23 protein-coding genes are annotated in these 25,984 nt (G+C 67.8%); 11 read left to right on the top strand and 12 right to left on the bottom strand.

Annotated elements, in window-relative coordinates:
• Positions 1–102 precede the first annotated feature (102 nt).
• Complete coding sequence (gene nirD / locus AC1DDH_RS09960) at positions 103–483, top strand: nitrite reductase small subunit NirD (RefSeq protein WP_476849033.1); 381 nt, start codon at positions 103–105, stop codon at positions 481–483.
• Here the strand turns inward: nirD and AC1DDH_RS09955 are convergent.
• On the bottom strand, positions 480–2,219 hold the full coding sequence (locus AC1DDH_RS09955) for a phospho-sugar mutase (protein ID WP_476955349.1): 1,740 nt from the start codon (positions 2,217–2,219) through the stop codon (positions 480–482). The genes nirD and AC1DDH_RS09955 overlap by 4 nt on opposite strands.
• A gap of 127 nt (positions 2,220–2,346) precedes the next feature.
• Here AC1DDH_RS09955 and AC1DDH_RS09950 point away from each other — a divergent pair, with 127 nt between their 5' ends.
• Complete coding sequence (locus tag AC1DDH_RS09950; RefSeq protein WP_028278356.1) at positions 2,347–2,826, top strand: RrF2 family transcriptional regulator; 480 nt, start codon at positions 2,347–2,349, stop codon at positions 2,824–2,826.
• A 51-nt stretch (positions 2,827–2,877) separates the two neighbouring features.
• Here the strand turns inward: AC1DDH_RS09950 and AC1DDH_RS09945 are convergent, their stop codons facing one another.
• Entirely contained in the window at positions 2,878–3,696 is an 819-nt protein-coding gene (locus AC1DDH_RS09945; RefSeq protein WP_028278355.1) for a purine-nucleoside phosphorylase, read from the bottom strand.
• Positions 3,697–3,804: 108 nt separating this feature from the next.
• Here AC1DDH_RS09945 and AC1DDH_RS09940 point away from each other — a divergent pair, with 108 nt between their 5' ends.
• The 3 genes from AC1DDH_RS09940 (at position 3,805) to AC1DDH_RS09930 (ending at position 6,659) form a co-directional block, all read left to right on the top strand.
• Positions 3,805–5,220: an NAD(P)H-quinone dehydrogenase gene (locus AC1DDH_RS09940; RefSeq protein ID WP_028278354.1), complete on the top strand. Its 1,416-nt coding sequence runs from the start codon at positions 3,805–3,807 to the stop codon at positions 5,218–5,220.
• Positions 5,221–5,273: 53 nt separating this feature from the next.
• A complete protein-coding gene (locus tag AC1DDH_RS09935; protein ID WP_476955348.1) occupies positions 5,274–6,011 on the top strand; it encodes a hypothetical protein in 738 nt (245 codons plus the stop codon).
• Positions 6,012–6,185: 174 nt separating this feature from the next.
• A complete protein-coding gene (locus tag AC1DDH_RS09930; RefSeq protein WP_476856537.1) occupies positions 6,186–6,659 on the top strand; it encodes a DUF805 domain-containing protein in 474 nt (157 codons plus the stop codon).
• A 224-nt stretch (positions 6,660–6,883) separates the two neighbouring features.
• Here AC1DDH_RS09930 and AC1DDH_RS09925 read toward each other — a convergent pair whose 3' ends face one another.
• On the bottom strand, positions 6,884–8,341 hold the full coding sequence (locus tag AC1DDH_RS09925; RefSeq protein WP_476955347.1) for a benzaldehyde dehydrogenase: 1,458 nt from the start codon (positions 8,339–8,341) through the stop codon (positions 6,884–6,886).
• A 188-nt stretch (positions 8,342–8,529) separates the two neighbouring features.
• Between AC1DDH_RS09925 and AC1DDH_RS09920 the strand changes: the two genes are divergently transcribed.
• Complete coding sequence (locus AC1DDH_RS09920; RefSeq protein ID WP_476955346.1) at positions 8,530–9,075, top strand: flavodoxin domain-containing protein; 546 nt, start codon at positions 8,530–8,532, stop codon at positions 9,073–9,075.
• Positions 9,076–9,078: 3 nt separating this feature from the next.
• Here the strand turns inward: AC1DDH_RS09920 and AC1DDH_RS09915 are convergent, their stop codons facing one another.
• The 6 genes from AC1DDH_RS09915 to AC1DDH_RS09890 all read right to left on the bottom strand — a co-directional run bounded on the left by AC1DDH_RS09915 (position 9,079) and on the right by AC1DDH_RS09890 (position 17,104).
• A complete protein-coding gene (locus AC1DDH_RS09915) occupies positions 9,079–9,771 on the bottom strand; it encodes a hypothetical protein (RefSeq protein WP_476955345.1) in 693 nt (230 codons plus the stop codon).
• Between the two features lie 76 nt (positions 9,772–9,847).
• Positions 9,848–10,486: a hypothetical protein gene (locus AC1DDH_RS09910; RefSeq protein WP_476871283.1), complete on the bottom strand. Its 639-nt coding sequence runs from the start codon at positions 10,484–10,486 to the stop codon at positions 9,848–9,850.
• Between the two features lie 337 nt (positions 10,487–10,823).
• Positions 10,824–11,045: a hypothetical protein gene (locus AC1DDH_RS09905; RefSeq protein ID WP_230009052.1), complete on the bottom strand. Its 222-nt coding sequence runs from the start codon at positions 11,043–11,045 to the stop codon at positions 10,824–10,826.
• Between the two features lie 818 nt (positions 11,046–11,863).
• Positions 11,864–13,423: an FAD-dependent oxidoreductase gene (locus AC1DDH_RS09900; RefSeq protein WP_476955344.1), complete on the bottom strand. Its 1,560-nt coding sequence runs from the start codon at positions 13,421–13,423 to the stop codon at positions 11,864–11,866.
• Complete coding sequence (locus AC1DDH_RS09895) at positions 13,420–15,711, bottom strand: molybdopterin oxidoreductase family protein (RefSeq protein WP_476955343.1); 2,292 nt, start codon at positions 15,709–15,711, stop codon at positions 13,420–13,422. The genes AC1DDH_RS09900 and AC1DDH_RS09895 overlap by 4 nt, the downstream gene beginning before the upstream one ends.
• Before the next feature lies 1 nt (position 15,712).
• Positions 15,713–17,104: an MFS transporter gene (locus AC1DDH_RS09890; protein WP_476849155.1), complete on the bottom strand. Its 1,392-nt coding sequence runs from the start codon at positions 17,102–17,104 to the stop codon at positions 15,713–15,715.
• 318 nt (positions 17,105–17,422) lie between these two features.
• On the opposite strand from AC1DDH_RS09890, the gene AC1DDH_RS09885 reads away from it, so the two are divergent.
• Positions 17,423–18,835, top strand: coding sequence for an MFS transporter (locus tag AC1DDH_RS09885; protein ID WP_476955342.1), 1,413 nt, complete (start codon positions 17,423–17,425; stop codon positions 18,833–18,835).
• A gap of 104 nt (positions 18,836–18,939) precedes the next feature.
• Here the strand turns inward: AC1DDH_RS09885 and AC1DDH_RS09880 are convergent, their stop codons facing one another.
• The 3 genes from AC1DDH_RS09880 to AC1DDH_RS09870 all read right to left on the bottom strand — a co-directional run bounded on the left by AC1DDH_RS09880 (position 18,940) and on the right by AC1DDH_RS09870 (position 22,490).
• Entirely contained in the window at positions 18,940–19,671 is a 732-nt protein-coding gene (locus AC1DDH_RS09880; RefSeq protein WP_476955341.1) for a glutamine amidotransferase, read from the bottom strand.
• Between the two features lie 95 nt (positions 19,672–19,766).
• Entirely contained in the window at positions 19,767–21,620 is a 1,854-nt protein-coding gene (locus AC1DDH_RS09875) for an acetyl/propionyl/methylcrotonyl-CoA carboxylase subunit alpha (RefSeq protein ID WP_476955340.1), read from the bottom strand.
• A gap of 147 nt (positions 21,621–21,767) precedes the next feature.
• On the bottom strand, positions 21,768–22,490 hold the full coding sequence (locus tag AC1DDH_RS09870) for a Maf family protein (RefSeq protein WP_476871287.1): 723 nt from the start codon (positions 22,488–22,490) through the stop codon (positions 21,768–21,770).
• Positions 22,491–22,624: 134 nt separating this feature from the next.
• Here AC1DDH_RS09870 and AC1DDH_RS09865 point away from each other — a divergent pair, with 134 nt between their 5' ends.
• The 4 genes from AC1DDH_RS09865 to AC1DDH_RS09850 all read left to right on the top strand — a co-directional run.
• A complete protein-coding gene (locus AC1DDH_RS09865) occupies positions 22,625–22,792 on the top strand; it encodes a hypothetical protein (RefSeq protein ID WP_223914108.1) in 168 nt (55 codons plus the stop codon).
• Entirely contained in the window at positions 22,789–23,547 is a 759-nt protein-coding gene (locus tag AC1DDH_RS09860; RefSeq protein ID WP_476871288.1) for a cytochrome b N-terminal domain-containing protein, read from the top strand. The genes AC1DDH_RS09865 and AC1DDH_RS09860 overlap by 4 nt, the downstream gene beginning before the upstream one ends.
• On the top strand, positions 23,544–24,497 hold the full coding sequence (locus AC1DDH_RS09855; protein WP_476955339.1) for a hypothetical protein: 954 nt from the start codon (positions 23,544–23,546) through the stop codon (positions 24,495–24,497). The genes AC1DDH_RS09860 and AC1DDH_RS09855 overlap by 4 nt, the downstream gene beginning before the upstream one ends.
• An 82-nt stretch (positions 24,498–24,579) precedes the next feature.
• A partial coding sequence (locus AC1DDH_RS09850; RefSeq protein ID WP_476955338.1) for an HNH endonuclease occupies positions 24,580–25,984 on the top strand: 1,405 nt, incomplete at its 3' end.

Below are 25,984 nucleotides of genomic sequence, written 5' to 3'. Positions count from 1 at the left end.
GGACACATCCGGCGCGTCCGGATGAAACACCGCGCGCCTAGCTTGAATATGTGGCCGCAGCAGCGGTTGAGCCCGTAAGGGATGTATCAGAGAGGGGCCGGGATGACCGCCGTACTTGAAACCGCCGTACACGACGTTGAGGACCAAATTACTGAAGCCGCAGCCGGCTGGCACCGGGTGTGCGCCGTGGCGGACCTGGAACCTGCCTGGGGCGAGGCGGCACTGATTGCGGGCCGCCAGGTGGCCGTGTTCCGCACCCTGTCCGGGGAGGTTTTCGCCGTCGCGCAGGAGGACCCGGCCACCGGGGCGAACGTCATGGCACGCGGCATCACCGGATCCCGCGGGGACCGGCCCACGGTGGCATCTCCGTTGCACAAGGAGGTCTACGACCTCGGCACCGGAGAATGCCTCGGCAGCCCGGAACTCCGCCTCGCCACCTTCGGTACCCGGATTGTGGGCGGGTACATTGAGGTGCGGCTCTAGAGGCCCAGTGCCTCGCGGACGTCCGCAAGGACGCCGTCCAGGGCCGTGCGGGCCTCGTCCCGGGCTGCCGGAAGCTCGGCGGCCGAGCCGACACTGCGGATGACTTCCAGGTAGCACTTGAGCTTCGGTTCCGTGCCGCTGGGACGGATGATCACGCGGCTGAGGTCCCGGGTCAGGTACAGCAGGCCCTCGGTGGGCGGGAGGAGTTCGCTGCCCTCGGCAAGGTCCGTGACGGCCTCGACGCCGGAGCCGCCAAACGATTCCGGCGGGCTCACTCGCAGCCGGTTCATCATCGCGTCCAGCAGGCCGAGGTCCGCCACCCGGATGCTGAGCTGGTCGCTCGCGTGCAGCCCGTGCACCAGGTAGAGCTCGTCCAGGGTGTCAAAGATCGTCTTGCCCTCAGCCTTTGCGGCCGCCGCGAGTTCGGCAATGAGGACCGCAGCCGAAATGCCGTCCTTGTCGCGCACCAGCGACGGAGCAACGCAATAGCCCAGCGCCTCCTCGTAGCCGTAGACCAGCCCCGGCACCCGGGCAATCCACTTGAAACCGGTCAGGGTTTCCTCGTGCGCGTAGCCTGCCGCGGCCGCGATCCGCGCCAGCAGCCGGGAGGACACGATCGAGTTGGCGAACACGCCGGCCGGTGCTTCGCCACTGGCGGCCTGCCGCGCCACGACGTGGGCACCGAGCAATGCGCCTACCTCGTCGCCGCGCAGCATGCGCCACGCGCCGGTATCAGGATCCTTCGCCGCCACCGCTGCCCGGTCGGCGTCGGGATCGTTGGCGATCACGATGTCGGCGTCCTCGCGCGTCGCCGCCTCGAGGGCGAGATCCAGCGCCCCGGGCTCCTCCGGGTTCGGGAAGTTCACCGTGGGGAAGTCCGGATCCGGCTGCGCCTGTTCGGTGACGAGCGTGACGTCGTCGAATCCGGCGGCGTTCAGCACCGCCACGGCCGTTTCCCCGCCCACCCCGTGCATGGGGGTCAGGACGATCTTCAGCCCGCGGGCCGGGAAGTGCTCAGGAACCGCCAGAGCCGCGACGGCGCGCTGGTAGTCGCCCGCAATCGAGGGCTCCAGCACAGTCCACCCGTCCGCGGCCAGGACGATCGAGTCCAGGGCGCCGACGGCGTCGATCTTCGCCGCTATCAGGGCATCGTAGGGTGCCACGATCTGGGCGCCGCGGCCGCTTTCCTCCACCGCGTGACGGCCGAGGTACACCTTGTAGCCGTTGTCCTGCGGCGGGTTGTGGCTGGCGGTAACCATGACGCCGCCGTCGCAGTCCAGCGCCCGCACCGCGTAGGCGAGCAGCGGGGTGGGCAGCGCGGCCGGCATCAGGAAGGTCTCAACCCCCGCCGCGGTGAGGATCGCCGCTGTTTCCTCGGCGAAAATGTCGGAGTTGTAACGGGCGTCATAGCCGACGACGGCGCGCGGCCGGGTGCCGGGGGAGGCCTGCCCGACCGCGTTGGTGAGGAAGGCGGTGAAGCCGGCGGCGGCGCGGCGGACCACCACGCGGTTCATCCGGTTCGGACCCGGGCCGAGGGCTGCCCGCAGTCCAGCGGTGCCGAACTGCAGGGTGCCGCTGAAGCTGTCGGCCAGTTCCTGGCGGGCCGCGGCGACGCCCCCGTCGGCGAGGCGGACCAGTTCGGAGAGGGCGGCGGCGGTGGCGGGGTCCGGGTCCTGGCTTGCCCAATCGCGGGCATCGCTCAGGAGGCGGGCGAGTTCGGCATCAGAAGACGTCATGGAACCAAACTATCGCCAATCGTGGGCGATTCCTGCCCAGACAATCGAGAGTTCGGGTTTCAGTTCCATCTCGAGGCCTTTCGCGGGACCTTGACACCCAAATTTCCGGACACGTAGCGTCTGGAATATGAAAATGGGCCGTGGTGTCGAATGGGCCGTGCACAGTTGCGTCAACATGGCATGGACACCGCCCGGTGAGCCGGTGAACAGTGCCCGGCTGGCCGAGTTCTACAAACTCCCGGCGGCCTATCTCAACAAGCAGTTTCAGTCGCTGGTCCGGGCCGGCGTCCTGGACTCGGTGTCGGGTCCCCGCGGCGGCTTTCTCTTGGCGCGCCGGCCCGAAAACATCACCGTGCTGGACATCGTGCTGGCGCTGGAGGGCCAGGACCCGGCATTCCGGTGCGAGGCGATCCTCGGAAATGTTCCGGAACCGGACCGGCAGGAGAACTTCGCGCGGACGTGCCTGATTTCCCAGACCATGCGCCAGGCCGAACTCGCCTGGCGGCAGGCGCTGGCCCGCCAGAGCATCGCCGGGATCGCGGACTCGATGGAGCGGCGGTTCCCGGCGGACAAGGCAAAGGTCCTGGACTACCTGGCCGCGGAATAGCCGCAGCCGGGTGGCCCAGGACCGGTCGCGGGGCCCAGCCCAGAACCAGGATCAGAGCTTGGCGATGATGTCTGCCAGCAGCTTGGAAATCCGCGGGCCGGCGGCCTCGCCGGCCTCGAGGACTTCCCCGTGGCTGAGCGGCACGGGGCTGATCCCGGCGGCGAGGTTGGTCACCAGCGAGATGCCGAAGACCTCCATGCCGGCGTGACGGCCGGCGATCGCCTCAAGCGCCGTGGACATGCCCACCAGGTCGGCGCCGATCCGCTTGGCGTACTGCACCTCGGCGGGCGTCTCATAGTGCGGGCCGGTGAACTGGGCGTAGACGCCCTCGTCCAGCGACGGGTCCACCTCGCGGGCCAGCCCGCGGATCCGGGAGGAGTACAGGTCCGTCAGGTCCACGAACGTTGCCCCTTCCAACGGAGAGGTGGCGGTGAGGTTGATGTGGTCGCTGATGAGCACCGGCGTGCCGGGCGTCCAGTTCTCGTTGAGCCCGCCGCAGCCGTTGGTCAGCACGAGGGTCTTGCAGCCGGCCGCGGCGGCGGTGCGCACCCCGTGCACCACGGCTCGGACGCCCTTGCCCTCGTAGTAGTGCGTGCGTGCGCCCAGTACCAGGGCGCGCTTGCCCTCTTTGGTCAGGACCGAGCGGATGGTGCCCACGTGCCCCACCACGGACGGTGCGGAGAAGCCGGGGATTTCGGCGGCGGACAAGGTGGCCGTGGTCTCGCCGATGAGCTCGGCGGCGTCGCCCCAGCCCGAGCCGAGGACCAGCGCGACGTCATGGGAGTCGACGCCCGTCTCTGCGGCGATGTAGTCGGCGGCGGCGCGGGCGGCGTCGAAAGGGTCCGTGTTCAGGAATTCTGTTGTACTCACCGGTACAAGTTATCGCGGCCGGGGCCCGCTGCCCAGCATGCACGGCCGGACCCGCGCGCGGCCCGGATTCTTGGTGGCTCCGGTTCGGATGGTGGACAATGGTTGATTGTGACTACGCATCCTGACTTCAGCTCACCCCGCATCGCAATTCTCGGCGGAGGGCCTGGCGGCTACGAGGCCGCCATGGTCGCCGCCTCGCTGGGGGCGCAGGTCACCATCATCGAGCGTGCGGGGCTCGGCGGCTCGGCGGTGCTGACCGACGTCGTTCCGTCCAAAACCCTGATCGCGACGGCAGATCTGATGACCCGCGTCGGCGAGGCCGGCGAGCTCGGGGTTAAATTCGACCTCGACGGCGGCGACTGCACCCCCACGATGCGCGCGGACCTCAAGCACATCAACGACCGCCTGCTGCGGCTGGCGCGGAAGCAGTCGGAGGACATCCAAGTCGGGCTGGAACACCAGAACGTCCGCATCCTGATCGGTTCCGGCAGGCTGCTGGACAACCACACCATCGAGGTCCTCACCGCCAACGGCACCGAGACGGTGGAAGCAGACACCATCCTGCTGGCGGTCGGCGCCCACCCGCGCGAGCTGCCCACGGCCCGCCCGGACGGTGAGCGCATCCTCAACTGGGCCCAGATCTACAACATGGACGTGCTCCCCGAAGAGCTGATCGTGGTGGGTTCCGGCGTCACGGGCGCGGAATTCGCCTCGGCCTACAACGGCCTGGGTTCCAAGGTCACCCTGATTTCCAGCCGCGACCGCGTGCTGCCGGGCTCGGACACCGACGCCGCCGAGGTCCTCGAGGGCGTCTTCGAACGCCGCGGGCTCAAGGTCCTCTCCCGCGCCCGCGCCGAGACGGTCGAGCGCACGGACGACGGCGTCGTGGTCACCCTCGGCGACGGTTCGAAGGTGACCGGCAGCCACTGCCTGGTCTGCGTCGGCTCCATCCCCAACACGGCCGGCATCGGCCTGGAGGAAGCCGGCGTCGCGCTGACCGAGAGCGGCCACATCAAGGTCGACGGCGTCTCGCGCACCACTGCGCCGAACATCTACGCCGCGGGCGACTGCACCGGCGTGCTGGCGCTCGCCTCCGTCGCCGCGATGCAGGGCCGGATCGCGATCGCGCACTTCCTGGGCGACAGTGTCATGCCCCTTAAGCTGCACCAGGTGGCATCCAACATCTTCACCTCGCCCGAGATTGCGAACGTGGGCGTCTCCGAGGCCGAGATTGATTCGGGCAAGTACCAGGCCGACGTCATCAAGCTGTCCCTGCGCAGCAACGCCCGCGCCAAGATGCGCAACCACCGCGACGGTTTCATCAAAATCTTCGCCCGCAAGGGCTCCGGCACCGTGATCGGCGGGGTGGTGGTGGGCCCGAACGCCTCCGAGCTCATCTTCGCGATCTCGATCGCCGTGACCCAGAAGCTGCACGTCGACGACATCGCCAGCACTTTCACCGTGTACCCGTCCCTGAGCGGCTCCATCTCCGAAGCAGCCCGGCGGCTCCACGTCCACATGTAGATTGCGCACGTAGAGTTACAGAGCGGGCCCGCCGCAATCCGGAGGCTGATGCCATGCAGAGTCCCCAGGCGCTGGTTGAAGCCGCCGAGCGGGCCGCCGCGCGCTCTACTGCGCACGGCGCCGCGGGGGACGTCGCGGGGGAAGAAGAATCCTTCACCGGGTTCGGCGTCACCGGGGTTCCGTTCAGTTCAGGCTACGTACTGGCGTTGCGGCGCTTCGCCGGGTCATCGATCGGGCCGGGGTACACCTCGGTCTGGATCCGCGACCCCGCCGGAGCATGGTCAATGCATGGCACCGTGGCCCCAGGACTCTCGTGCCCCCGGTACTTCGGCGCCGCCCTCGATTCGGCGTCAACCTCCCGCATTTCCCTCACGTGGAGCGGCAGCCACGCTTTCACGGTCGACGTCGACGTCGACGTCGACGGCGGCGCTGCGCTGCACTGGCAGCTCACGCTGCGCTCCACGACGATCACCAGATTCATGACGGTGGTGTCCGGTGCCGTTCCGGACCGGCTGTGGCGCAGCCGGGCGTTCCTGCGCGCCATGGGTGCCGTTGCCGGACCGCTCCTCGGGGCGGGCCACCTGGGCCTGACTGGCCTCGCCCCCAACGGCCAACGATTTGCCGTCCACCCTCGGCGCATGTGGTTCGTCGCAGACAGCCGGGCCGTGCTCAAGGGACGCGACTTGGGAGAACCCGCTGCCTTGCCAGTCCAGGACAGGTTGGGGGACTTCTGGATACCCCGGCGCGGCATCCTGATGATGGGAACCGCGGTGTTCGAGCCGGGAGATTAAGCACGACGGTTGACCGGCGCCTGAGGTTCCGCGTCCACTGATCCGGGTCTAGCCTCCTGCGCCGCACACATGCGCGGGTGAACGCAGTGTAAATTCTCGCCGCCCAACAGGCATTCATGTCCGACGGCGGCCCTAGGATGAATCTCGTCATTCGCACTCATTCAAGGGGACTACATGAGTTATCCGCAGCAACCGAATGCATTTCCGCCCCAGACCGGAGAGACTCCGCTTTGGGCGCCGCTCTATGGGGCTACCCTCAAGCAGGCCGTCCAGCGATTCTTCAAGAAATACGCCATCTTCTCCGGCCGGGCAAGCCGCAGTGAGTACTGGTGGTGGGCACTGGTGTCCCTCATCGTCGGGATAGTCATCAACATCATCACCAGCACCGGCACGACGACTAATGCGTCCGGAACCGCCGTGACGGGACCGGGTGCCATTGTCGGCTTGATCCTTGCTGTCATTTGGGGGCTCGGGACAATCGTTCCGTCCGTGGCCCTGCTGGCGCGGCGCCTCCACGACGTGAACCTGAGCGCCTGGCTGATCCTGCTGGTCCTGGTGCCGTTCCTCGGCGGCCTGGCGCTGTTGGTGATGACAATTCTGCCCTCCAACCCTGCCGGCCAGCGGTTCGACCAGCCCTCCGGCTACTAGTGCGCTTCCGCTGAGCGAAGAATCCCTGGCCGGGAATCCGGGCAGGGATTCTTCGTTTTCGGCAGTCGGGCGCACCGCCGTGCGGGGGCCGCGGTTTCGCGTCAACGTCGCAACACCTGACTGGGAAGGGTGCTGTTTTATGGGACGTTCGGCGCGTCGTTTGCGGAAAATGGGACCACCGGCTCCGCGCCATCCGCGGCGGGGAACTCCCGCAGTTACCCGGCCTAAAACGGGTACGGCGCGATGTCCGGCCGCACGGTCAGCCACTGGATTTCCGTGAAGGATTCCATGTTGGCGTGATGGCCGCCGATCCGCGAGCCGTTGCCCGAGTTCTTGACCCCGCCGAAGGGCGAGTTGGCCTCGTCGGATACGGTCTGTTCGTTGATGTGGACCTTGCCGGAGTCGAGCCGGTCGGCGATCGTCATGGCCATGCCGACGTCGCCAAGAATCCCGATGGAGAGCCCGTATTCGTTGTCGTTGGCCAGGGCCACGGCCTCGTCCACGGTGGAGAACTTCATCACCGGCGCCACGGGGCCGAAGATTTCGTCCTTCCACGCCGGGCTGGCGAGGTCGAGGTCCGCGAGTACTGTGGGCTGGTAGAAGCGGCCGTCGTGGCTGCCGCCGGCGGCCAGGCGCGCGCCGCCCTGCACCGCGTCCTGAACGATCGTGTCCACCCGGTGGAGCTGCTTCTCGTCGATTACCGGGCCCAGCGCCACTGTTCCGCTCTTCGGGTCGCCTACCGGTAGATGGCGGGCCTTTTCCGCCAGGGCGCTGACGTAGTCCTCGTAGATGTCCTCGTGCACGATATGCCGGCCGGACGCCATGCAGATCTGACCCTGGTGCATGAAGGAGCCAAACGCGGCGGCGGAGACAGCTTTGGGGAGGTCGACGCCGGGCAGCACGATCATTGCGTTGTTCCCACCGAGTTCCAGGTGGGCGCGCTTGAGCAGCCGGCCGGCCGCCTCGCCCACTTTGCGCCCTGCCGCCGTCGACCCCGTGAAGGCGATGACGCGGACCTCGGGTGCCTCTACGACGGCCGAGCCGATCTCGGCGCCGCCGGGCAGCAGGGAGAGCAGGCCGGGCGGAAGACCCGCCTCCTCGAACACCCGGACCAAGGTGACGCCACCACAGACCGCAGTGCGCGGGTCCGGTTTGAGCAGGACGGCGTTGCCAAGGGCCAGCGCCGGGGCGACTGCGCGGATGGAGAGGATCAGCGGGAAGTTGAAGGGTGCTATCACCGAAACGACGCCGACGGGCCGGCGACGGGCGAAGGACCAGCGGCTCTCGTTTGAGGTCAGCACGTCGCCAGCCGGGAGTGAGGGCAGGGCGGAGGCGTCGTAGCATTCGTTGGCCGCGATGTGGGTTTCCAGCCCGGCTTTGGGCGGGATGCCGCCGGATTCGCGGACGATCCAGGCCTGGATTTCCGCCGAGTGTTCCTCCCAGAGTTGTCCCGCGCGGCGGAGCACGGCGGCGCGGTCTTCCGGGTTGCGGGCGGCCCAGTCCTTTTGCGCTTTTGCGGCTACCGCGGCGGCTTCGCGGACATCCTCCAGGGAGGCCACGCCATAGCGGCCCAGCGTTTCTCCGGTGGCTGGTTCGACGGCGTCACCGGTCCCGCCGCGCCCGGGCCGCCAGCCGCTGAGGTAGATCTTGCCGTCCCAGAGGGCGGAGTCGAGCAGGGACATGTTGCGTCCTTTCATCGAGGGTTCTGCTTGTGTACCGGCCGGTCGAATCAGAACCGCACCGGGCCTTCGTCCATCTCATGTCGGTAGGCCGCCGCCGTCAAGAGTGCGGGCGTCAAGAGGGCCGTGCGTCGCCGCCCGCGGGACCTTCGGCCGTAGTGCGTCACAGCCGGGCGAGGTCAACTTGGCACATGGCCAAAATCTATATCCCCTACGGGACCGTCGAAGGACAAACCGCGCAGATCGTGGAGTACATCGCCGAGGTGGTCCGGGCGAACGGGCACCAGGCGGAGACGGCGGACCTCAAGCATTCCCCGGACCCTCTTCCGGGCGGCTATGACGGCGTGATCGTGGCGGCCTCGGTGCACGTGGGAAAACACGAGGGGTACGTCGCAGACTTCGTGAAGAAGAACCGCGGTGAGCTCGAACGCTTGCCGTCGGCCCTGGTTTCGGTGAGCATGGCCGCACACGGAGACGAGCAGACCGCGGAGGGCTACGTGGAGAAGTTCGAGCAGGACACGGGCTGGCGGCCCGCCCACGTCGGGTTGTTCGCCGGCGCCGTGCTCTATACCCACTACGGGTTCATCAAGAAGCACGTCATGAAGAAGATCGCCAGCGACAAAGGATCCCCGGACACGGACACGTCCCGTGATTACGTGTACACCGAGTGGGACGGCGTCCGGCGCTTCACGGAGGACTTCCTGGCCCGGTTCGCCGAGCCGCCCGCCCAGCCATAGGGCTCAGGAGTAGGCGTACGGCGGAACAGTGTCGCCGGGGGTGAAGGGTATGAACCACTGCTCGAAATCCAGACTTGCGGCGTCGTCCTCGAGAACGTCAAGGTTGTCGGAGTAGAGCGCGTCACTGTCGGCATCCTCCAACAGGACTTCCTCGACGTCGGCCCGCCAGTCCTCCGGAAGATCCAGTTCGTAGATGTCCTCGGTGATTTCCGCCTGATCGAGCAGGCAGCGGACGGCTAGTTCCGCTGCAAGGCAGCCGGGGGCGGCCCAGCCCCGGACCAGCGACGCGGTGACGTCGGCCGCGACCACGATGAACTTCTGGGTGAACTTCGCGTCGTAGCTGGCGGCGAACTGTGGCGGCAGCGAGGACAGGACGGAGGTCCCGGCGATGTCGGCCGGCGTGAGAACATCCAGCGTGCTGAGCGTTCCGAGATCGCGGAACAACTGGTCGATCAGAATGCTGGACGAGTTCCACAGGAGTCCGGCCAGCAGACGGGTCTGGCCCACGGCTTTGCGCCGGTCTTCGGAGGAGACGGAGGCCATTTCGGCCAGGTCCTCGGGATCAAACTGGAGCCGCTGCTCGGCTGTCATGTCGTCCGGGTGGGGGTCGAGCCCAAGCAGTTCCAGGCTCAACCCGGTCAGCTTCCGGGCGTCGGCCAGCAGTTCTTCGGTGATGTCGTCGTCGTCGGCGCTCATGGCCCCGATGCTACCCGCCGTTGGCCCGCGGCCCGATTTGCGTTACGCGGCCGGGTTTGGCGGCGGTGCGGCAGCCTTAGGCGGCCGCGGGGTGGATGGTTCCCGACGTCGAACCCGTCCTGGCCATCCGGACGGACAGCAGATAGGCGATCCCGCAGGCCAGGGGAACCAGGCTGGCCGCGATCAGCGATCCGACCGCACCCGACCTTCCGATGATCGTGATCAACAGCGGCAACACCCCCAGGCCCACCAGCAGCCAGCCGGCCAGTGCGGTAACTTTCAGGCCGAGGATTGCGGCCGGGAACGCCAGCGCGAGAACGCTGACGGCGATAAGGGGGCCGTTGTCGTTGAGGAAGGCGCTCAGGGCAGCGGGGTCAAAGGCGAGCCACACGCACGCGGCAATGAAGGCCGAGGCGAGGGCGAGCAGCAGGGGAGCGGTTGCCGCCGGCCAGAACCAGGCCGAGACCGCGAGGATGAGCATCGGAACCACCCAGGCGAGCGTGATCAGCGTTCCGGTTGTTCCGCCCGGGTCCTGCATCGCGAAGCCGCCGATGAAGATTCCCCCGATGATGGTGAACGCCGCCATGACGGCCGCTCCGGTGCGCGTCAGCGCGGCCGCCCGCCGTTGCGGATCCTTGTCGCGCGACATGACAACGCCCATCACGACGGCGAACACAATGATCGCGCCGAGCGCCAAAATGACCGGGACGTTCATGGGATGCCTCCTGCGGCTGAACGGAACCTACGTTCATTGCAGCCCCGCCCCTCGGCCGTGCCAAGGGGAGAAAGGCCCGCTTCGGAGCTAGTGGAGTTGCTGAGTGCCCTGAACTCCGGGCTTCCCGATTATTGTTCAACCCAGATGGCGTGGGACAGCCGAACCGTATGTGGCAACTTGGCCTGCCCCGCAGGCCGGGGTGGCCGGACGCACTATACCGAGAGGGGAATGGGATGCACCTCGTCCGCAGGGTGACCCGTGCGGTCATGAATGCGCTTCACAGCATCCGCGGCTTTAATGTTCCTCTTCGGGGGAATGGTGACCGCCTGCTCCAAAGTTACGGACGGTTAAACTCCTGCTGCCACCGTGCCTTATCCCACCTCTCCTGCAGCTTTCGGTCCATGGTCCATTTACTCTCCCATGTGTCGAAGTTGGCCTTGAAGGTGGGCACGTAGTAATTGGAGCCCTTGCGGTGGGTTCTCTTCTTGAGTCTCAGCAAGAGGCCGAGCAGGATCCACACTGCGATGAGAATTACGACCAGGAAGAATACTGTCTCCACGGGCAACCAGTCCTCGAAGGGGTTTAATGCCCTCAGTTTAAAACAACTAGCGCCAGATAACGAAGCGTGCCCGGTACTACTGCGGTGTGTCTGAACAATGTTCGGACTTGCCCGATGCGGAAACGACTCAGCTCCTGGCCGAAATCCGTGCGGACAGGTTCTGCACCTCCACCACCCAGCCACGATGCCGACCCCTCCGCGTCGCGGCGGACAACGTGCAGTTTTCACGAATGGGATGGCGTATCCTCCTGCCGGTGGCAAGTCCTGCCGTGACTTAGCATGCACCTATGACTCAACAACTCTGGCGCCGGCCCATCGCGTCTTGAGGGGGGTGGGTCAGAGCGTCAACCCTGCAGCGGGAACCTCAGGGGACTATACGGACGACAACTCCCGTGCGGGCAATCGGGGGAGAAAGGCCTCTACCTCCGGGCGTGCCGCACAGGCATAATGTCGTCATGTGGATCCCCGCTCTATTTCTGATCTTGGTCATCATCGGGATACTGGTCACATACTGGCAACTCACCCTGACAGGACTCGCCATTTGGGCGCTTGTGGCCTGGATGAGGCACCACGCGGCCGACACACGGCCGGGTTACACCCGGAAGGCCGTCCAGACCCGGCCTGTGGCCAGGTCGGTCCAGTCCCGCCCCAGACCCAAGCCTGTGCAGGCCCGGCCTGAGCCCACGCACAAGTCCAAGCCTGCCCGCGAGATGCCAGCGCCCGCATACCTGCCCAGGTGGACCGCGAACCGCCGGCTGGAAGCTGGCCGCGAGCACGCCCAGTGGCAGAAGTACTTCGACAGCGCTGCGAGCTAGAAATCAGGCAGCCGCCCCCTGAAAGTGGGCCTCGATGATGCCCTTGATGTCCTCGTGGCAGCCGCCGCAGCCCGTGCCGGCGCGGGTGGACACCGATACCTCGGGCACCGTTCCGCAGCCCTCGGACACGGCCGTAGCAATCGCCGTGCCGCTGACGCCGGCGCACCGGCAGACGGTCCGGGCGGGGTCGGCGGCACCCGCGGAAGCGATCTGGTCCGGCCCGTCCAGGCGCAGCAGCAGTGACCTGTCGGCGGGCAGTTCCGCGCCGCGTTCGAAGAGCTGCACCAGCTCGGCCGAGGTTCGCGGCATGCCCACGGCCACGAGCCCTTCCAGCACGCCGGCGCGGGTGGTCATCTTGACGTAGCGGCCGTGCTCGGGATCGGCCCACTGGGCGATCTGCAGCCGGGGCCGGCCGTTCACGGCCCCGGAGCTCAAGGCTTCCTCGTCCCAGGGATCTGCGGACACGTCCCCGGCCACGGCCATGTTCATGCCGCGGGCCTTGAGCACAATCACGCCCGGCAGTTCCGCCGGCAGGGACGGCAAAGCCTCGGCCTCCGCCTCGGCGCCGGACGCCAGCAGGGTCAGATAGTCGGCGAGCCATTCGGCCTGCCGCCAGCCAGGGCCGACCAGCCCGGAGGGTCCCCTCGCAGTCCGGCACTGAACGCACTCGGGGTCCGGGCAGCGGACCTCGGCGCAGTCGCCGATCGCGAAGATGTGGGGCTCGTGGTGGGCGCGGAGCTTGTGGTCCACCAGGATCCCGGCACCGGTGGAGAGCCCGCAGCCCTCCGCCAGTTCGGTCCGCGGCCGGACACCGCAGGAGAGGACCAGGAGGTCGCCGTCGATCGCGGAGCCGTCATCCAGCAACAAGGCGGAGAAACCGCCGTTGGGCGCGTTGTGTTCGACGCCGACCGAGCGGGCGTTGCCGGCCACCCGCACGCCGCAGTTCCGCAGGGACGCCGCGAGCACGGCGCCGCCGCCGCGGTCGATGTTCCGGCCCAAAGGATGCGGGCCGTTGTGCACCACGGTCACCGTGGCGCCTTCCTCAGCCGCGGCGAGGGCCGTCTCCAGGCCCAGCACACCGCCGCCCAGGACCACCACGCGCTTGCCGCCGGCCACGGCAGAGTGCAACACGGACGCGTCGCGGAGATCGCGCAGGGCGGTCACGCCCGGCGGCAGCACCGGCGCGGCCGGGTCCGGATTGAGCCCGGTCAGGTTGGGGATGACCGGCCGTGAACCGGTGGCGAAGACGAGCCGCTCGTAGCCGGGGGAGGTGCCGTCGCTCAACAAGACCTGCTGCCGGGCACGGTCCACGCGGCGGACGCGGACGCCCAGCCGGACATCGACGCCGTCGGCCACCAGTGCCGCCGCGTCCGCGAGGGCGAGCGCGGCCGGCGTCGTCCGGCCGACGCCAAGATCCGCCACCAGCACTCGGTTGTACGCCGCCTCGGACTCTTCGCCGACCACGGTCAGGTGTGCGATGCCGCTGCGCACGGCCGGCAGCAGCTCGTCGATCAGCCTCGCGGCGACGGGCCCGAAGCCCACCACCACAATCCGCTCAGTCATGAGGTCTCCTCTGCTTGAAGAACGCGGGCTGGAACGCCGCTGTGCATGCCGGCCAGGGCATCCAGGGAAGCTGCCGGGCGGATCCACACTTTGCTGGTCTTGAACTCGGGCATCCCGGAAATGGGGTCCGTGGCCGCCTCCGTGAGCCGGTTGGCGCTCTCGAGCTCCGGGAAGTGGAACGGCAGGAACACCGTCTCCGGCCGGATGTCCGTGCTCAGTTCGGCGCGGCAGCTGACCACGCCGCGTTCGTTGGAAATCGAGACGTAGTCGCCGTCGGCGATGCCCTGGGCGGCGGCCGCGGCGGGGTGGAGCTGGAGCCGCGCCTCCGGCTGTGCCTCGGCCAGGGCGGCCACCCGGCGGGTTTGCGCGCCGGATTGGTAGTGCTCCATCAGGCGGCCGGTAATAAGGGTCATCGGCGTGCCGGGACGATCGTCGCCGGCCCGGTCGGCCCGCTGGTCCTCCCGGCGGTCCGCCGCGGACGGGACGCCCGCAGAAGTAGAACGACGCCGGGGCGTCACCGGCGTGAACACTGCCCGGCCGCCCGCATGGGCGAAGGCGTCCAGGAAGAGCCGCGGCGTGCCCGCGCTCCCGGCGGGGTAGGGCCAGTAGGCGGCCTCGCCGCGGTCCAGCATGGCGTAGTCGATCCCGGAGTAGTCGGCCAGGCCGCCGGAGGACGCGAGCCGGAGCTCCTCGAACACTGTTTCCGGATCCTCGCTGAACGTGGACGGCGCGTGCAGCATTTCGGCCAGCCGGGTCATGATCCACAGCTCGCTGCGGACACCGGGCGGGGGAGTGAGGGCCCGGCGGCGGCGGAGCACGCGGCCCTCGAGGTTGGTGAGGGTTCCTTCTTCCTCGGCCCACTGGGTCACGGGCAGGACCAGGTCCGCCTCGGCGGCGGTCTCGGAGAGGAAGAAGTCGCACACCACCAGGAAGTCCAGGCTGCGCAGGCCCGCGATCACGGCGTTCGCGTCCGGCGCGGACACCGCCACGTTGGCGCCGTGCACGAAGAGGCACCGGACGCCGTCGGGCTGTCCCAGCGACTTGAGGAGTTCGACGGCGGGAAGGCCGGGGCCGGGAATCAGGGGTTCGGGCACGCCCCAGACCCTGGCCATGTGGGCGCGGGCGGCGGGATCGGTGATCTTCCGGTAGCCGGGGAGCTGGTCCGACTTCTGGCCGTGTTCGCGGCCGCCCTGGCCGTTGCCCTGGCCGGTGAGCGTGCCGTAGCCGCTGCGCGCGGAGCCCGGCAGGCCCAGCAGGAGGGAGAGGTTAATGGCGGCCGTGGCGGTGTCAGTGCCGTCCACGTGCTGTTCGACGCCGCGGCCGGTGAGGATGTAGCTGCCGCCCTTGCCGGCGCCGTCGGCCAGCCGCCGGGCGGTTTCACGGATCAGCCCGGCGGGGACGCCGGTGATCGACTGGACCCGTTCGGGCCAAAAGCTTCCGACGCTGCGGACCGCGGCGTCATAACCCGTGGTCCGGTCCGCGATGTATCCCGCGTCGGCGAGGCCCTCGTGGATCACCGCGTGGGAGATGCCCAGGAGCAGGGCGAGGTCGGTGCCGGGCAGCGGCTGCAGGTGCAGCCCGCCGCCGTCGGAGGTGAAGGCGGCGGTGGCGGAGCGCCGGGGGTCGACGACGATCAGGCCGCCGGCGTCGCGCGCCCCCTGGAGGTGCTGGACGAAGGGCGGCATGGTCTCGGCAACGTTGGAGCCGAGCATCAGGATGGTGCTGGCGGTGTCGAGGTCCGCGAGCGGGAACGGGAGCCCGCGGTCCAGGCCGAAGGCGCGCATGCCGGCCGCGGCGGCCGAGGACATGCAGAACCGCCCGTTGTAGTCGATCCGTGAGGTGCCCAAAGCCAGCCTGGCGAACTTGCCCAGCTGGTAGGCCTTCTCATTGGTGAGGCCGCCGCCGCCAAACACGCCGACGGCGTCAGCCCCGTGCTCGAGGCGGGCCTGCTTTACGGCGGAGACGATCCGCATGAGGGCCTCGTCCCAGCTGACCGGGTGGTGGACGCCGTCGGCGCCCTTCAGCAGGGGCTCCGTGACGCGGCCCGGGTGGTCCAGCAACGAGGCGGAGGTCCAGCCCTTGCGGCACAAGCCGCCGCGGTTGGTGGGGAAGTCCCGTCCGGCGACTGTCAGGAGCGGCGCGGACGTTGGGGTAGTGGCGGGGCCCGGTGCAGCGTCTACGGGGTCTGACCCCGGCTGGACAGCCGGGGTCAGAGCCGCTGGAGATGTGAGCGTCATGGCGCACTGCAGAGCGCAGTAAGGGCAGTGCGTGGCGGCGCTTTTGGTCATGTTAGACGTGTCCCATCGCATTTCGGTTGGCGTTGCGGATGTAGCAGAACCAGCAGACCACCAGCATCAGCACGTAGGCCCCCACGAAGCCGTAGAACGCCGAGGTGTAGGAACCGCTGGCGGTGTTGGAGGCGTTGAGGACCTGGGGGATGATGAATCCGCCGTAGGCGCCGATGGCCGAGATCAGGCCGAGGGCCGAGGACGCGAGCCGCTGGGTGGTGTGCGTGCTGGCCCCGGCGCGGGCGGCCCGGCTGGAGGTGGCGAAGATGATCGGGATCATGCGGTAGGTGGCGCCGTTTCCGAAGCCGCTGGCGGTGAAGAGGAGCAGGAACAGGAAGAGGAAGAGCCAGAAGTTCTTCAGCGGCAGGGTCCAGAGCATGGTGAGGGTGATGACGGCCATGGCGGCGAAGGCTGCGACGGTCATGCGGGCCCCGCCCATCCGGTCCGCCATGCGTCCGCCGTACGGGCGGGCCAGGGAGCCGACCAGCGGGCCGAGGAAGGCCAGGGACAGGGCCACGGTGCCGACGGAGATGGATGAGAATGCCGGGAAGTAGTCCTTGATGAGCTTGGGGAAGACGCCGGCGAAGCCGATGAAGGAGCCGAAGGTGCCGATGTACAGCAGCGCCATGATCCACAGGTGCGGCTCTTTGACCGCGGCCAGCGAACCTGCGACGTCGCCCTTGGCGCTGGTGAGGTTGTTCATGTACTTCCAGGCACCGAAGGCCGCCAGCAGGATCAGCGGAACCCACATGAACCCTGCGACGGGCAGGTTCACGGTGCCGGCTGCCAGCAGGGTGATGGCGATCGGCACGGCCAGCTGCGCGACGGCGGCACCGAGGTTTCCGCCGGCGGCGTTCAGGCCCAGGGCCCAGCCCTTTTCCCGTGCGGGGTAGAAGAAGGTGATGTTCGCCATCGAGCTGGCGAAGTTGCCGCCGCCGAAGCCGGCCAGCGCGGCCACGAACAGCATGACGCCGAACGGGGTGGCCGGGTTGGCGACGCACAGGCCCAGTCCGATCGTGGGGATCAGCAGCAACAGGGCGGACACGATGGTCCAGTTGCGGCCGCCGAAGCGGGGAACCATGAACGTGTAGGGGATCCGGAGAGTGGCGCCGACGAGGCTTGGCATGGAGATCAGCCAGAAGATCTCGTTGGTAGAGAACTTGAAGCCGGCGGAGGGAAGCTGGACCACCACGATCGACCACAGCTGCCAGACCACGAAGCCCAGGAACTCGGCGAAGATGGACCAGTTCAGGTTGCGCCGGGCGATCGAGCGGCCGGCCGACTCCCACTGCTCCTTGTTTTCCGCATCCCAGTTGGCGATCCAGCGGCCGGGCCGGTGGTCGAGGGTAAGGGTGCCGCCGGTACTGGCGGCGCCGACCTCTGCGGTGCCGATTTCGGCGGTGCGTTCAGCAGTCACTTGGGAGACCTCCTTGGGGGTGATGTCCTTCAAAGGTAGGGACGCCGCGTTTCCGGGACGGACGCGGTTTATTAACGCGCTGTGACTTTTGCCTATCGGGGCTTTTATGACGGTGTGAGAATAGGTGTGACGACCACCACGTGAGACAACGACACGGAGTCCAAATAGCGGACTATTTGTCCATTGACTGGACGGTGGGAACTATTATCAGACGTATACGAATCCCTAGCCGGCGGCCCCGGGCATCGGGCTCTTGGGGAAATATCCGACCGGTCTTCATGAAAGCGTTACTACATGTCATCCACTGCCACCTCCGCGGAGCATGGGTCCACCAAGCAGGTGAATTCGCGCGGCCGCGTGATTGTCGCCAGCCTGATCGGTACCACCGTCGAGTTCTATGACTTCTACGTTTACGCCACCGCGGCCGTGCTCGTTTTCCCGAAGCTCTTCTTCCCCGGGCAGAACGAGACGACCCAGCTGCTGGCATCCTTCGCCGTGTTCGGCGTCGCCTTCATCGCCCGCCCGCTCGGCTCGGTCATCTTCGGCCACTTCGGTGACAAGTTCGGCCGCAAGGGCACGCTCGTGGCCTCGCTGCTGACCATGGGCGTTGCCACCTTCCTGATCGGCTGCCTGCCGACGGCAACCGTCCCGGGCTGGACCTTCCTGGCCCCGGCACTCCTCGTGGTCCTGCGCTTCTGCCAGGGCCTGGCCCTCGGCGGCGAATGGAGCGGTGCGGCGCTGCTGGCGACCGAAAACGCCCCGTCGAACAAGCGCGCCATCTACGGCACGTTCCCGCAACTGGGGGCCCCGATCGGCTTCATCATCGCCAACGTGATCTTCCTGGTCTTCAGCTACACCCTGACGCCGGAGGCCTTCATGGAATGGGGCTGGCGGGTGCCGTTCCTGCTTAGTGCCGTCATGGTCATCATCGGCCTCTACGTTCGGCTCAAGCTGATCGAAACCCCCGCTTTCACCAAGGTCCTCGAATCCAATGAGGTTGCCAAGCTGCCGCTGGCACGGGTCTTCAAGACCAGCTGGCGTCCGCTGATCCTGGGCACGTTCATCATGCTCGCCACCTACGTGCTCTTCTACCTGATGACCACGTTCACGCTGACCTACGGCACCCGGGCGTCCAGTCTGGACACGGCGAAGGCCGCCGCCGAAAAGGCCGGCAAGCCGATGACCGAGGCCGCTGCCGCTGCGTTCGTCCCGGGCCTGGGCTACAGCCGGAACGATTTCCTCTGGATGCTGATCGCCGGCGTCGTATTCTTCGGTATCTTCACGCTGGTCTCCGGCCCGCTGGCCGAAAAATTCGGCCGCCGCAAGATGCTGATTGTTGTAACTTTCGGCATCCTCGCCTTCGGCCTGCTGTTCGTTCCGCTGTTCAGCGCCGGATTCGTGGGCGCCATGGCATTGCTGATCATCGGCTTCTCGCTCATGGGCCTGACCTTCGGTCCCATGGGTGCGCTCCTGCCGGAGTTGTTCCCGGGCAATGTCCGCTACACCGGCTCCGCCATCAGCTACAACGTCTCCAGCATCCTGGGCGCTGCCGTGGCTCCGTTCATCGCCGTCTGGCTCTGGGAACTGGCCGGTGGCAGCACCGTGCTGGTGGGTGTCTACCTCGCCGCCATGGCGGTGCTGACGCTGATCGCCCTGTTCGTGAGCAAGGAAACCCGGGACCTCGACTACACCAACAACGTAGCCTGACGTCCGGCCCTCTTTCCTGACAGAGGAAGCCCGGTGTGTTCATTGAACACACCGGGCTTCTTCGTTGGCGGGGCTCAGGGGCCAGGCTTCAGCGTTGGCGGGGCTCAGCTCGCGTAGCGCTCCACAAAGTTCCGCAGGATCTTCATCGGTTCTGTCGCAGTGAACTGCCGGGCGTCATCCATGAGCATTTCGGCCGATTCCGGCGGGAAGTAGCCGGCATGGCGGTAGATATCGATCCTGGTGACGAGCCCTTCAGCATCGAGCTCGGGGTGGAACTGCGTCGCGTACAGGTTGGTCTTGATCCGGAACATGTGCACCGGGCAGGCGGCCGAGCTGGCCAGCAGCACCGCATGGGAGGGCAGGACGGTGCAGGCTTCCTTGTGGCCGGTGAACGCCGTAAAGCTCTCCGGCAGCCCGCGCAGGAGGGGATCCTGCAGCCCCTCCGCCGTCAGTTTGATGGTGACGCCGCCGAGCCCTTCACCGTACGTCCGGTCGATCACGGCGCCCTGGTGCAGTCCGAGGGTGCCGACGCCGTAGCAGGCGCCGAGGAACGGGAAGTCCTCGGCCACGATCCTGTCCAGCAGCCCGGCGAGTTCGCGCTCCACCCGGTGCTGGGTGGCGCTCTTGTGCTCGGCCGGGTCGCTGGAAGTAAAGGGACTGCCGCCCACAATGACGCCCGAATAGTCGGACAACTCAAGCGCGGGCAGCGGGGCGGCCTCCATCCGGATGCGGTGGAGCTGCTCGGGCCGGAGACCGCAGTAGCGAAGGTAGGCGCGGTATTCGTCCTCGGCGGCGGTGTCTTCCGCGCGCGAGGCGAGGAGCAGGAATGGCTTCACACTCCAAGTCTCTACTGGCCGGTCGCGGACGCGCCAGAGGCGCGCCCGCGGCCGGCAGCGGCGCCTGCCGTCCGCCGTCGCCGTGCCGTGTGCGCTTACTCCGCGGCGCCGTCCTCGATCATGGCGATGATGGCGCCGGCGGACACGGTCTCGCCGGCCGCTGCGGCGAGGCCGATGACGATCCCGGCGCGGTGGGCGGTGAGCGGCTGTTCCATCTTCATCGCCTCGAGCACGACGACGAGATCGCCCTCGGCGACCGTGTCACCCTCGGCGACTGCCACCTTCACGATGGTCCCCTGCATGGGGGAGGTCAGGGCGTTGCCGCTCGCGGCCGCGGGTGCGCCGCCACCCCGGGAGCGCTTCTTGGCCTTGGCCGGCTTGGCGCCTGCGGCGTTGCTGACTGAGCCCAGCGACGCCGGCAGCACGACTTCCAGGCGCTTTCCGCCGACCTCGACGACGACGCGCTGGCGGTCACCGGCGTCGGCCGCTTCAGCCTCGGTGCCGGTCGGGGTCCAGGCCGGAATGTCATTGACGAAGGCCGTCTCGATCCAGCGGGTGTGGACCTTGAAGGGGCCTTCGGCCGGTGCGAAATCGGGATTGGAAACCACCGCGAGGTCGAACGGGATGACGGTGGGGATGCCCTCCACCACCATTTCCTCCAGTGCCCGCCGGGAGCGCTGCAGGGCCTGGGCGCGGGTGGCGCCGGTGACGATCAGCTTCGAGAGCATGGAGTCGAAGTTGCCGCTGATGACATCGCCCTGCTCCACGCCGGAATCGACGCGGATACCGGGACCGGTGGGGTTTTTCAGTACCGTGATGGTGCCGGGGGCGGGCATGAAGTTCCGGCCCGGGTCCTCGCCGGTGATGCGGAATTCGATCGAGTGGCCGCGGACTTCCGGGTCGCCGTAGCCGAGCTCCTCGCCGCGGGCCAGCCGGAACTGTTCGCGGACGAGGTCGATCCCGGTGACTTCCTCGGAGACGCAGTGCTCCACCTGAAGGCGGGTGTTGACCTCGAGGAAGGAGATGGTGCCGTCCTGGCCGACGAGGAATTCGCAGGTGCCTGCGCCGAGGTAGCCCGCCTCCTTGAGGATGGCCTTGGAGGATTCGTAGAGCCGGCGGTTCTGTTCCTCGGTGAGGAACGGGGCCGGGGCTTCCTCGACGAGTTTCTGGTTCCGGCGCTGGAGCGAGCAGTCGCGGGTGGAGACCACCACGACGTTGCCGTGGGCGTCGGCCAGGCACTGGGTCTCGACGTGGCGCGGGGCGTCCAGGAAGCGCTCAATGAAGCACTCGCCGCGGCCGAAGGCGGCGGTGGCCTCGCGCACGGCGGATTCGAAGAGTTCGGGGATTTCTTCGCGGGTGCGGGCCACCTTGATGCCGCGTCCGCCGCCGCCGAAGGCCGCCTTGATGGCGACGGGCAGGCCGAACTTGTCCACGAAGTCGAGGATTTCCTCGGCGGATTCGACCGGGTCGGCGGTGCCGGGAACCTGCGGGGCGCCAACCTTCTCGGCAATGTGGCGGGCCTGGACCTTGTCGCCCAGGGCAGAGATCGCTGCGGGGGAGGGGCCGATCCACGTAATGCCGGCATCGATCACCTTGGCGGCGAACTCGGCGTTCTCGGCCAGGAACCCGTACCCGGGGTGGATGGCGTCCGCGCCGGACTGGCGGGCGACGTCGATGATCTTGTCCATCACCAAGTAGGACTCCGCGGCGGTGTTGCCACCGAGCGCGTAGGCCTCGTCCGCGAGCCGGGCGTGCAGCGCGTCGCGATCGGGGTCCGCGTAGACCGCCACCGAGGTGATGCCTTCATCGCGGGCGGCGCGGATGATGCGCACCGCAATTTCTCCGCGGTTGGCGATCAGCACCTTGGTCAGCCGGCGGATGCCCTCGGCTGTAGATGACTGCGTTGATCCCGGCACGGTGGGTGCGGACTGCTCCGAATTTGCTGACAAGGCGTCTCCTTCTTTCCTTCAGGGAGCCTAGCGCGGTTTTGAGGGTTCCGCCGATATTACTTGCGGATTCCGCGCGTATACGGCCCTTCCTTTGTAGGGTTGCCACAAAGGGCAGCGAATTGGCTCACTCCGCCACGCATTCCGTCGTTACTCGGCGCGGACGTCCGCCGGGTCCACAGCCCCGCCGGTCCAGAGCTCGGTGATGCCCACATTCGCCTGGCCGAGCAGGGCACGCAGGGTGGAGATGGAGAGCCCGACGACGGTGTGGGGATCGCCGTCGACCTTGCGGATGAACGCCCCGCCGTAGCCGTCGATCGTGAAGGAGCCGGCGCACTGGAGCGGCTCGCCGGTGGCGATGTAGGTTTCGATTTCGTCAGCGCTCATCTCCATGAAGTGGACCTCGGCCGAGGACACCGAGCCCAGGGTGGCGCCGGTGCCGCGCGCGCCGTCGTCGCCGTCTGTGTCGTCGTTGGTGTCTGCGTCTGCGTCTGTGTCAGCGTCTGCGACGGCCGTGTCGCGGCAGTCCACGAGCCAGTGGCCGGTGTGCAGGACGCCCATGCTGCCGCTCATGCGGAGCATACGCTCCCGGGCGACGTCGGCCGTGTAGGGCTTTCCGTGGGCCTCGCCGTCGAACTCGAAGACCGAGTCGCAGCCGATCACGATTGCGCCGTCCGCCTCGGGCAGGGACGCGACGGCCTCTGCCTTGGCCCGGGCAAGCAACAGGGCCGTGTCATGCGGATCCGTCACGCCGTAGCGGGCCTGCACGGCGTCCTCATCCACGTCCGAGACGAGGACCTCGTGGGCGATGCCGGCGTTGTGGAGCAGCTTGGTGCGGGCGGGGGACTGGGAGGCAAGAATGAGGCGGGTCACGGCTCCAGCCTAATCCACCGCAGCACAGCAACACGGGGTCCCGGAAGGGCGCCTAAACGGGGCAGAAGACCCTGTCTGCGGATACGTGACAGTGGTGGAGTTGAACCGGCATCCTAAAAAGAATCGAGCAGCTCATGTCTGGATGGCTCGTGGCAAGCGTTGGCATGGTTGGTGATGGAACATATTTTGGCTGGGACGGCTTCACCATCCAATCCGGAAACCTGATCGTGATCGTCGTGATGATCATCTTGTTCATCCTGGCCTTGGTCCTGCCTTTTCCCGGAGGGAAGCGGCGGAAATGACTGCCCCCGCAACACCGGGACACGGTGCGCAGGTCGATGAAACAGACGCCCGCACCTTGACCGGCAGGGCCCGCCGGTGGCTCCTGAGGAAGCTTCCGCCGGACAAACTCTTGCCCGAGGACCAGCCAAGCTTCGTGGCATCCTGGGCGTACGTATTCGGCATGGGGGCCATCGCGTCCCTGCTGTGGATCATCGTTTCCGGGATCGTGCTGGGACTGAACGGACCCCAGTGGTATCACGTGTCCTCGCTGGGGAGTTTCGTCAACAGCACGCATTTGTGGAGCGTGGAGTTCTTCTTCATCTTCATGGTGGTGCACCTGTGGCTGAAATTCTGGATGGCGGCCTGGCGCGGGGGCCGGGTGCTGACCTGGATCACCGGCGTGATCTCCTTTGTCGTTTCCATCGTGGCGGCCTTCACCGGGTATCTGCTCCAGACGAACTTCGATTCGCAGTGGATTGCCTTTGAAGCGAAGGATGCGCTGAACGCGGTCGGAGTAGGCGCTTGGTTCAATGTGGCCAACGTCGGTCAGCTCTTCACCTGGCACGTCACGCTGCTGCCCTTGGCCGTGGGCGCTGTGGTGGTCCTGCACGTCCTGCTGGTCCGGGTCCACGGCGTTGCACCTCCACTGGATGCCGCGGAGTCCGACGCCCAGCTGCTTCACAACCGCCCGGAGGCCACCGAACCTCCGGAGGCCACCGAACCTCCGGAGGCCTCCGAACCCAGGGGCACAGAATCCGGGGGCGCAGTGCAATGACCAGAAAAAACAGCAGTACCTCCTGGCGGAAGGCAGACGACGTTGCCAGCCGGCCCTGGACGGGCAGCGTCCGCGAATATGACCTCATCAAGGAACTGATCATCGGCGTTGTGGTGGTCGGCCTGCTCGTGCTCGGTGTGTCCGCCATCTTCGGGTCCCCTGATGAGCCCAGCGTGAGCCTCAAGGCGTGGGCCACGGCCGCCCCGGCGGATTTCGTTGGCACCGCTGCAAAGGAACTGGCCGGCACCAGCGATACTGCCGGATACGGGCCGCCCTACAACTCGACCCCGGACGCGACGCAGAACATCGGCCCCGTGGACCTTCAAAGCCTCTCCGGCGTCCGCCTCCCGGTTGATACCGCCAATGACTTCGTGATCGCCCCGCTGGCGACGCTGCCGTCGCCGCCGGCAGAGCTGGCGAGCTGGACGGCCGCCACGGATCAGCAGCGCTCAGCCTGGGCAGCTGCCTATTCGGACGCCCTTGCCGCTGCGCCGGATAACGACCCGGCCCAGGTGGGCGACGGCGACTATGGCCCGGTCCCTGCACTGACGGGAGCGCTGCTGGAGATGGCGCGCCAAGGCAGTCTGGACGGCGTGCTGCAAAGCGGCGGAAACTTCTACAACATGGACTACACGCGCGGCCTCCTCTTTTTGGGCGACGGCGGCTACTTCCCGGATCTTGCGGCCAGCCAACACCTCTCGGGGGATCAGTGGGGCGTGATGAACGAAACCGGCGATACGCCTGGGCAGTCCTGGTTGTGGCTCTTCTCGCTCCTTTACCAAGTGGAACCGTTCAAGAGCTCGCCTAATGCCGATGCCCTCGTCGTCGTCACGATGTTCGTGCTGACGGCGTTGCTGGCCCTGCTGCCGTTCATCCCCGGACTACGGTCGCTGCCGCGGGTGATCCCCCTCCATCGCCTGGTCTGGAAGGACTACTACCGCAACCGCTGAGTCCGCCGGCAATCCGTGACGCCTAGCTTCGGCTGAGGAGTACAGGCGCGTTATTGTCGGGGGTCTCTGAAACACTGGATTCATGGACGGCAATCAGGGGCCCGAAGTGGCTCCGGCAGGATACGGCGACGGTGGCTTCAGCCGCGCCGCGGGCGATGCCGCCGCCATTCCGGGCACCAGGGAGGCAGCCTCCGCGGCCTTGGCGGGCCGGCTGGCCGCCGGGCCGGTGGACTTAGGCTGTCCGCCCACGGACAGTGCCGGGATCATTGACCGGATCCGGGAACTGGAAGACTGGAAATCCGCCGCGTCCGCGGAACAGGCCCGGCTCGCCGTGGCCTTCGACCTGCTCCAACGCCGCGAACAAGCCCGGCTCGGGGTCCCGCCCGAGAATCTCGGCACCGGGATCGGTGCGCAGATCGCCCTGGCCCGGCACGAATCCCCCGCCAGGGGCGGCCGGCTCCTCGGCCTGGCCAAAGCCCTCGTGACCGAGATGCCGCACACCCTCACCGCGCTCGAAACCGGGCAGCTGAACGAATGGCGCGCCACCCTGCTCGTCCGTGAAACCGCCTGCCTGACCGCCGCGGACCGGGCCGCCGTCGACGCCGACCTCGCCGCCGACGCCGGGACGTTCGCCGGGGCCGGTGACCGGTCCCTGGTCGCCGCGGCCCGGGCCGCCGCGTACCGGCGTGACCCCCGCTCCGTCACCGAACGCGCCGCGCACGCCGCCACCGAGCGGCACGTCAGCCTCCGCCCGGCCCCCGATGCGATGACCTGCCTGACCGCCCTGCTGCCCGTGACCGCCGGCGTCGCCGTCTACAAGACCCTCACCGGGCACGCCGACACCCTCCGCGCCGCCGGGGACCCGAGGGGCCGCGGGCAGCTCATGGCCGATGCCCTGGTCGAACGCACCACCGGCACCCCCGGCGGGATCAGCGGGGTCGAGATCCAGCTCGTCATCACCGACCGCACCCTCCTGCCGAGAGACTCCGCACCCGCCCGGCTCCCCGGCTACGGCACCGTCCCGGCCGGCTGGGCCCGCACCCTCATCAACGGCACAAAGGATGCACACAGCGGCGAGGGCGGCCGTCCCCCCGGACCGGGCGGCGCCGCCGGGAGCGCCAATGACCCCGCGTTCAACCTCTGGCTCCGCCGGCTCTACACCCACCCCGGCACCGGCGAGCTCGTGGGGATGGACTCCCGCGCCCGGCTCTTCCCGCCCGGGCACCGCCGCTTCATCCAGGCCAGAGACGACACCTGCCGCACCCCGTACTGCGACGCGCCCATCCGCCACCTGGACCACATCGTGCCCTGGCACACCGGCGGCCCGACCACCACGGACAACGCCGCCGGACTTTGCGAAGCCTGCAACCACACCAAAGAAACCCCCGGCTGGAAAGCACGCCCCAGCCCCGAAGCCGCACCCGGATCCGCCTCGAGCATCGGCGCGAGGCACACCATCGAACTCACCACCCCCACCGGCCACACGT

This window comes from Arthrobacter sp. 10T425, assembly GCF_056393985.1.
This window is presented reverse-complemented; position numbering and strand designations above follow the sequence as displayed.

Bases quoted from the DNA above. Each gene is read 5' to 3' on its own strand.
- nirD (WP_476849033.1), top strand. From the start codon at position 103: ATGACCGCCGTACTTGAAACCGCCGTACACGACGTTGAGGACCAAATT.
- AC1DDH_RS09955 (WP_476955349.1), bottom strand. From the start codon at position 2,219: ATGACGTCTTCTGATGCCGAACTCGCCCGCCTCCTGAGCGATGCCCGC.
- AC1DDH_RS09950 (WP_028278356.1), top strand. From the start codon at position 2,347: ATGAAAATGGGCCGTGGTGTCGAATGGGCCGTGCACAGTTGCGTCAAC.
- AC1DDH_RS09935 (WP_476955348.1), top strand. From the start codon at position 5,274: ATGCAGAGTCCCCAGGCGCTGGTTGAAGCCGCCGAGCGGGCCGCCGCG.
- AC1DDH_RS09930 (WP_476856537.1), top strand. From the start codon at position 6,186: ATGAGTTATCCGCAGCAACCGAATGCATTTCCGCCCCAGACCGGAGAG.
- AC1DDH_RS09925 (WP_476955347.1), bottom strand. From the start codon at position 8,341: ATGTCCCTGCTCGACTCCGCCCTCTGGGACGGCAAGATCTACCTCAGC.
- AC1DDH_RS09920 (WP_476955346.1), top strand. From the start codon at position 8,530: ATGGCCAAAATCTATATCCCCTACGGGACCGTCGAAGGACAAACCGCG.
- AC1DDH_RS09915 (WP_476955345.1), bottom strand. From the start codon at position 9,771: ATGAGCGCCGACGACGACGACATCACCGAAGAACTGCTGGCCGACGCC.
- AC1DDH_RS09910 (WP_476871283.1), bottom strand. From the start codon at position 10,486: ATGAACGTCCCGGTCATTTTGGCGCTCGGCGCGATCATTGTGTTCGCC.
- AC1DDH_RS09900 (WP_476955344.1), bottom strand. From the start codon at position 13,423: ATGACTGAGCGGATTGTGGTGGTGGGCTTCGGGCCCGTCGCCGCGAGG.
- AC1DDH_RS09895 (WP_476955343.1), bottom strand. From the start codon at position 15,711: ATGACCAAAAGCGCCGCCACGCACTGCCCTTACTGCGCTCTGCAGTGC.
- AC1DDH_RS09885 (WP_476955342.1), top strand. From the start codon at position 17,423: ATGTCATCCACTGCCACCTCCGCGGAGCATGGGTCCACCAAGCAGGTG.
- AC1DDH_RS09865 (WP_223914108.1), top strand. From the start codon at position 22,625: ATGTCTGGATGGCTCGTGGCAAGCGTTGGCATGGTTGGTGATGGAACA.
- AC1DDH_RS09860 (WP_476871288.1), top strand. From the start codon at position 22,789: ATGACTGCCCCCGCAACACCGGGACACGGTGCGCAGGTCGATGAAACA.
- AC1DDH_RS09855 (WP_476955339.1), top strand. From the start codon at position 23,544: ATGACCAGAAAAAACAGCAGTACCTCCTGGCGGAAGGCAGACGACGTT.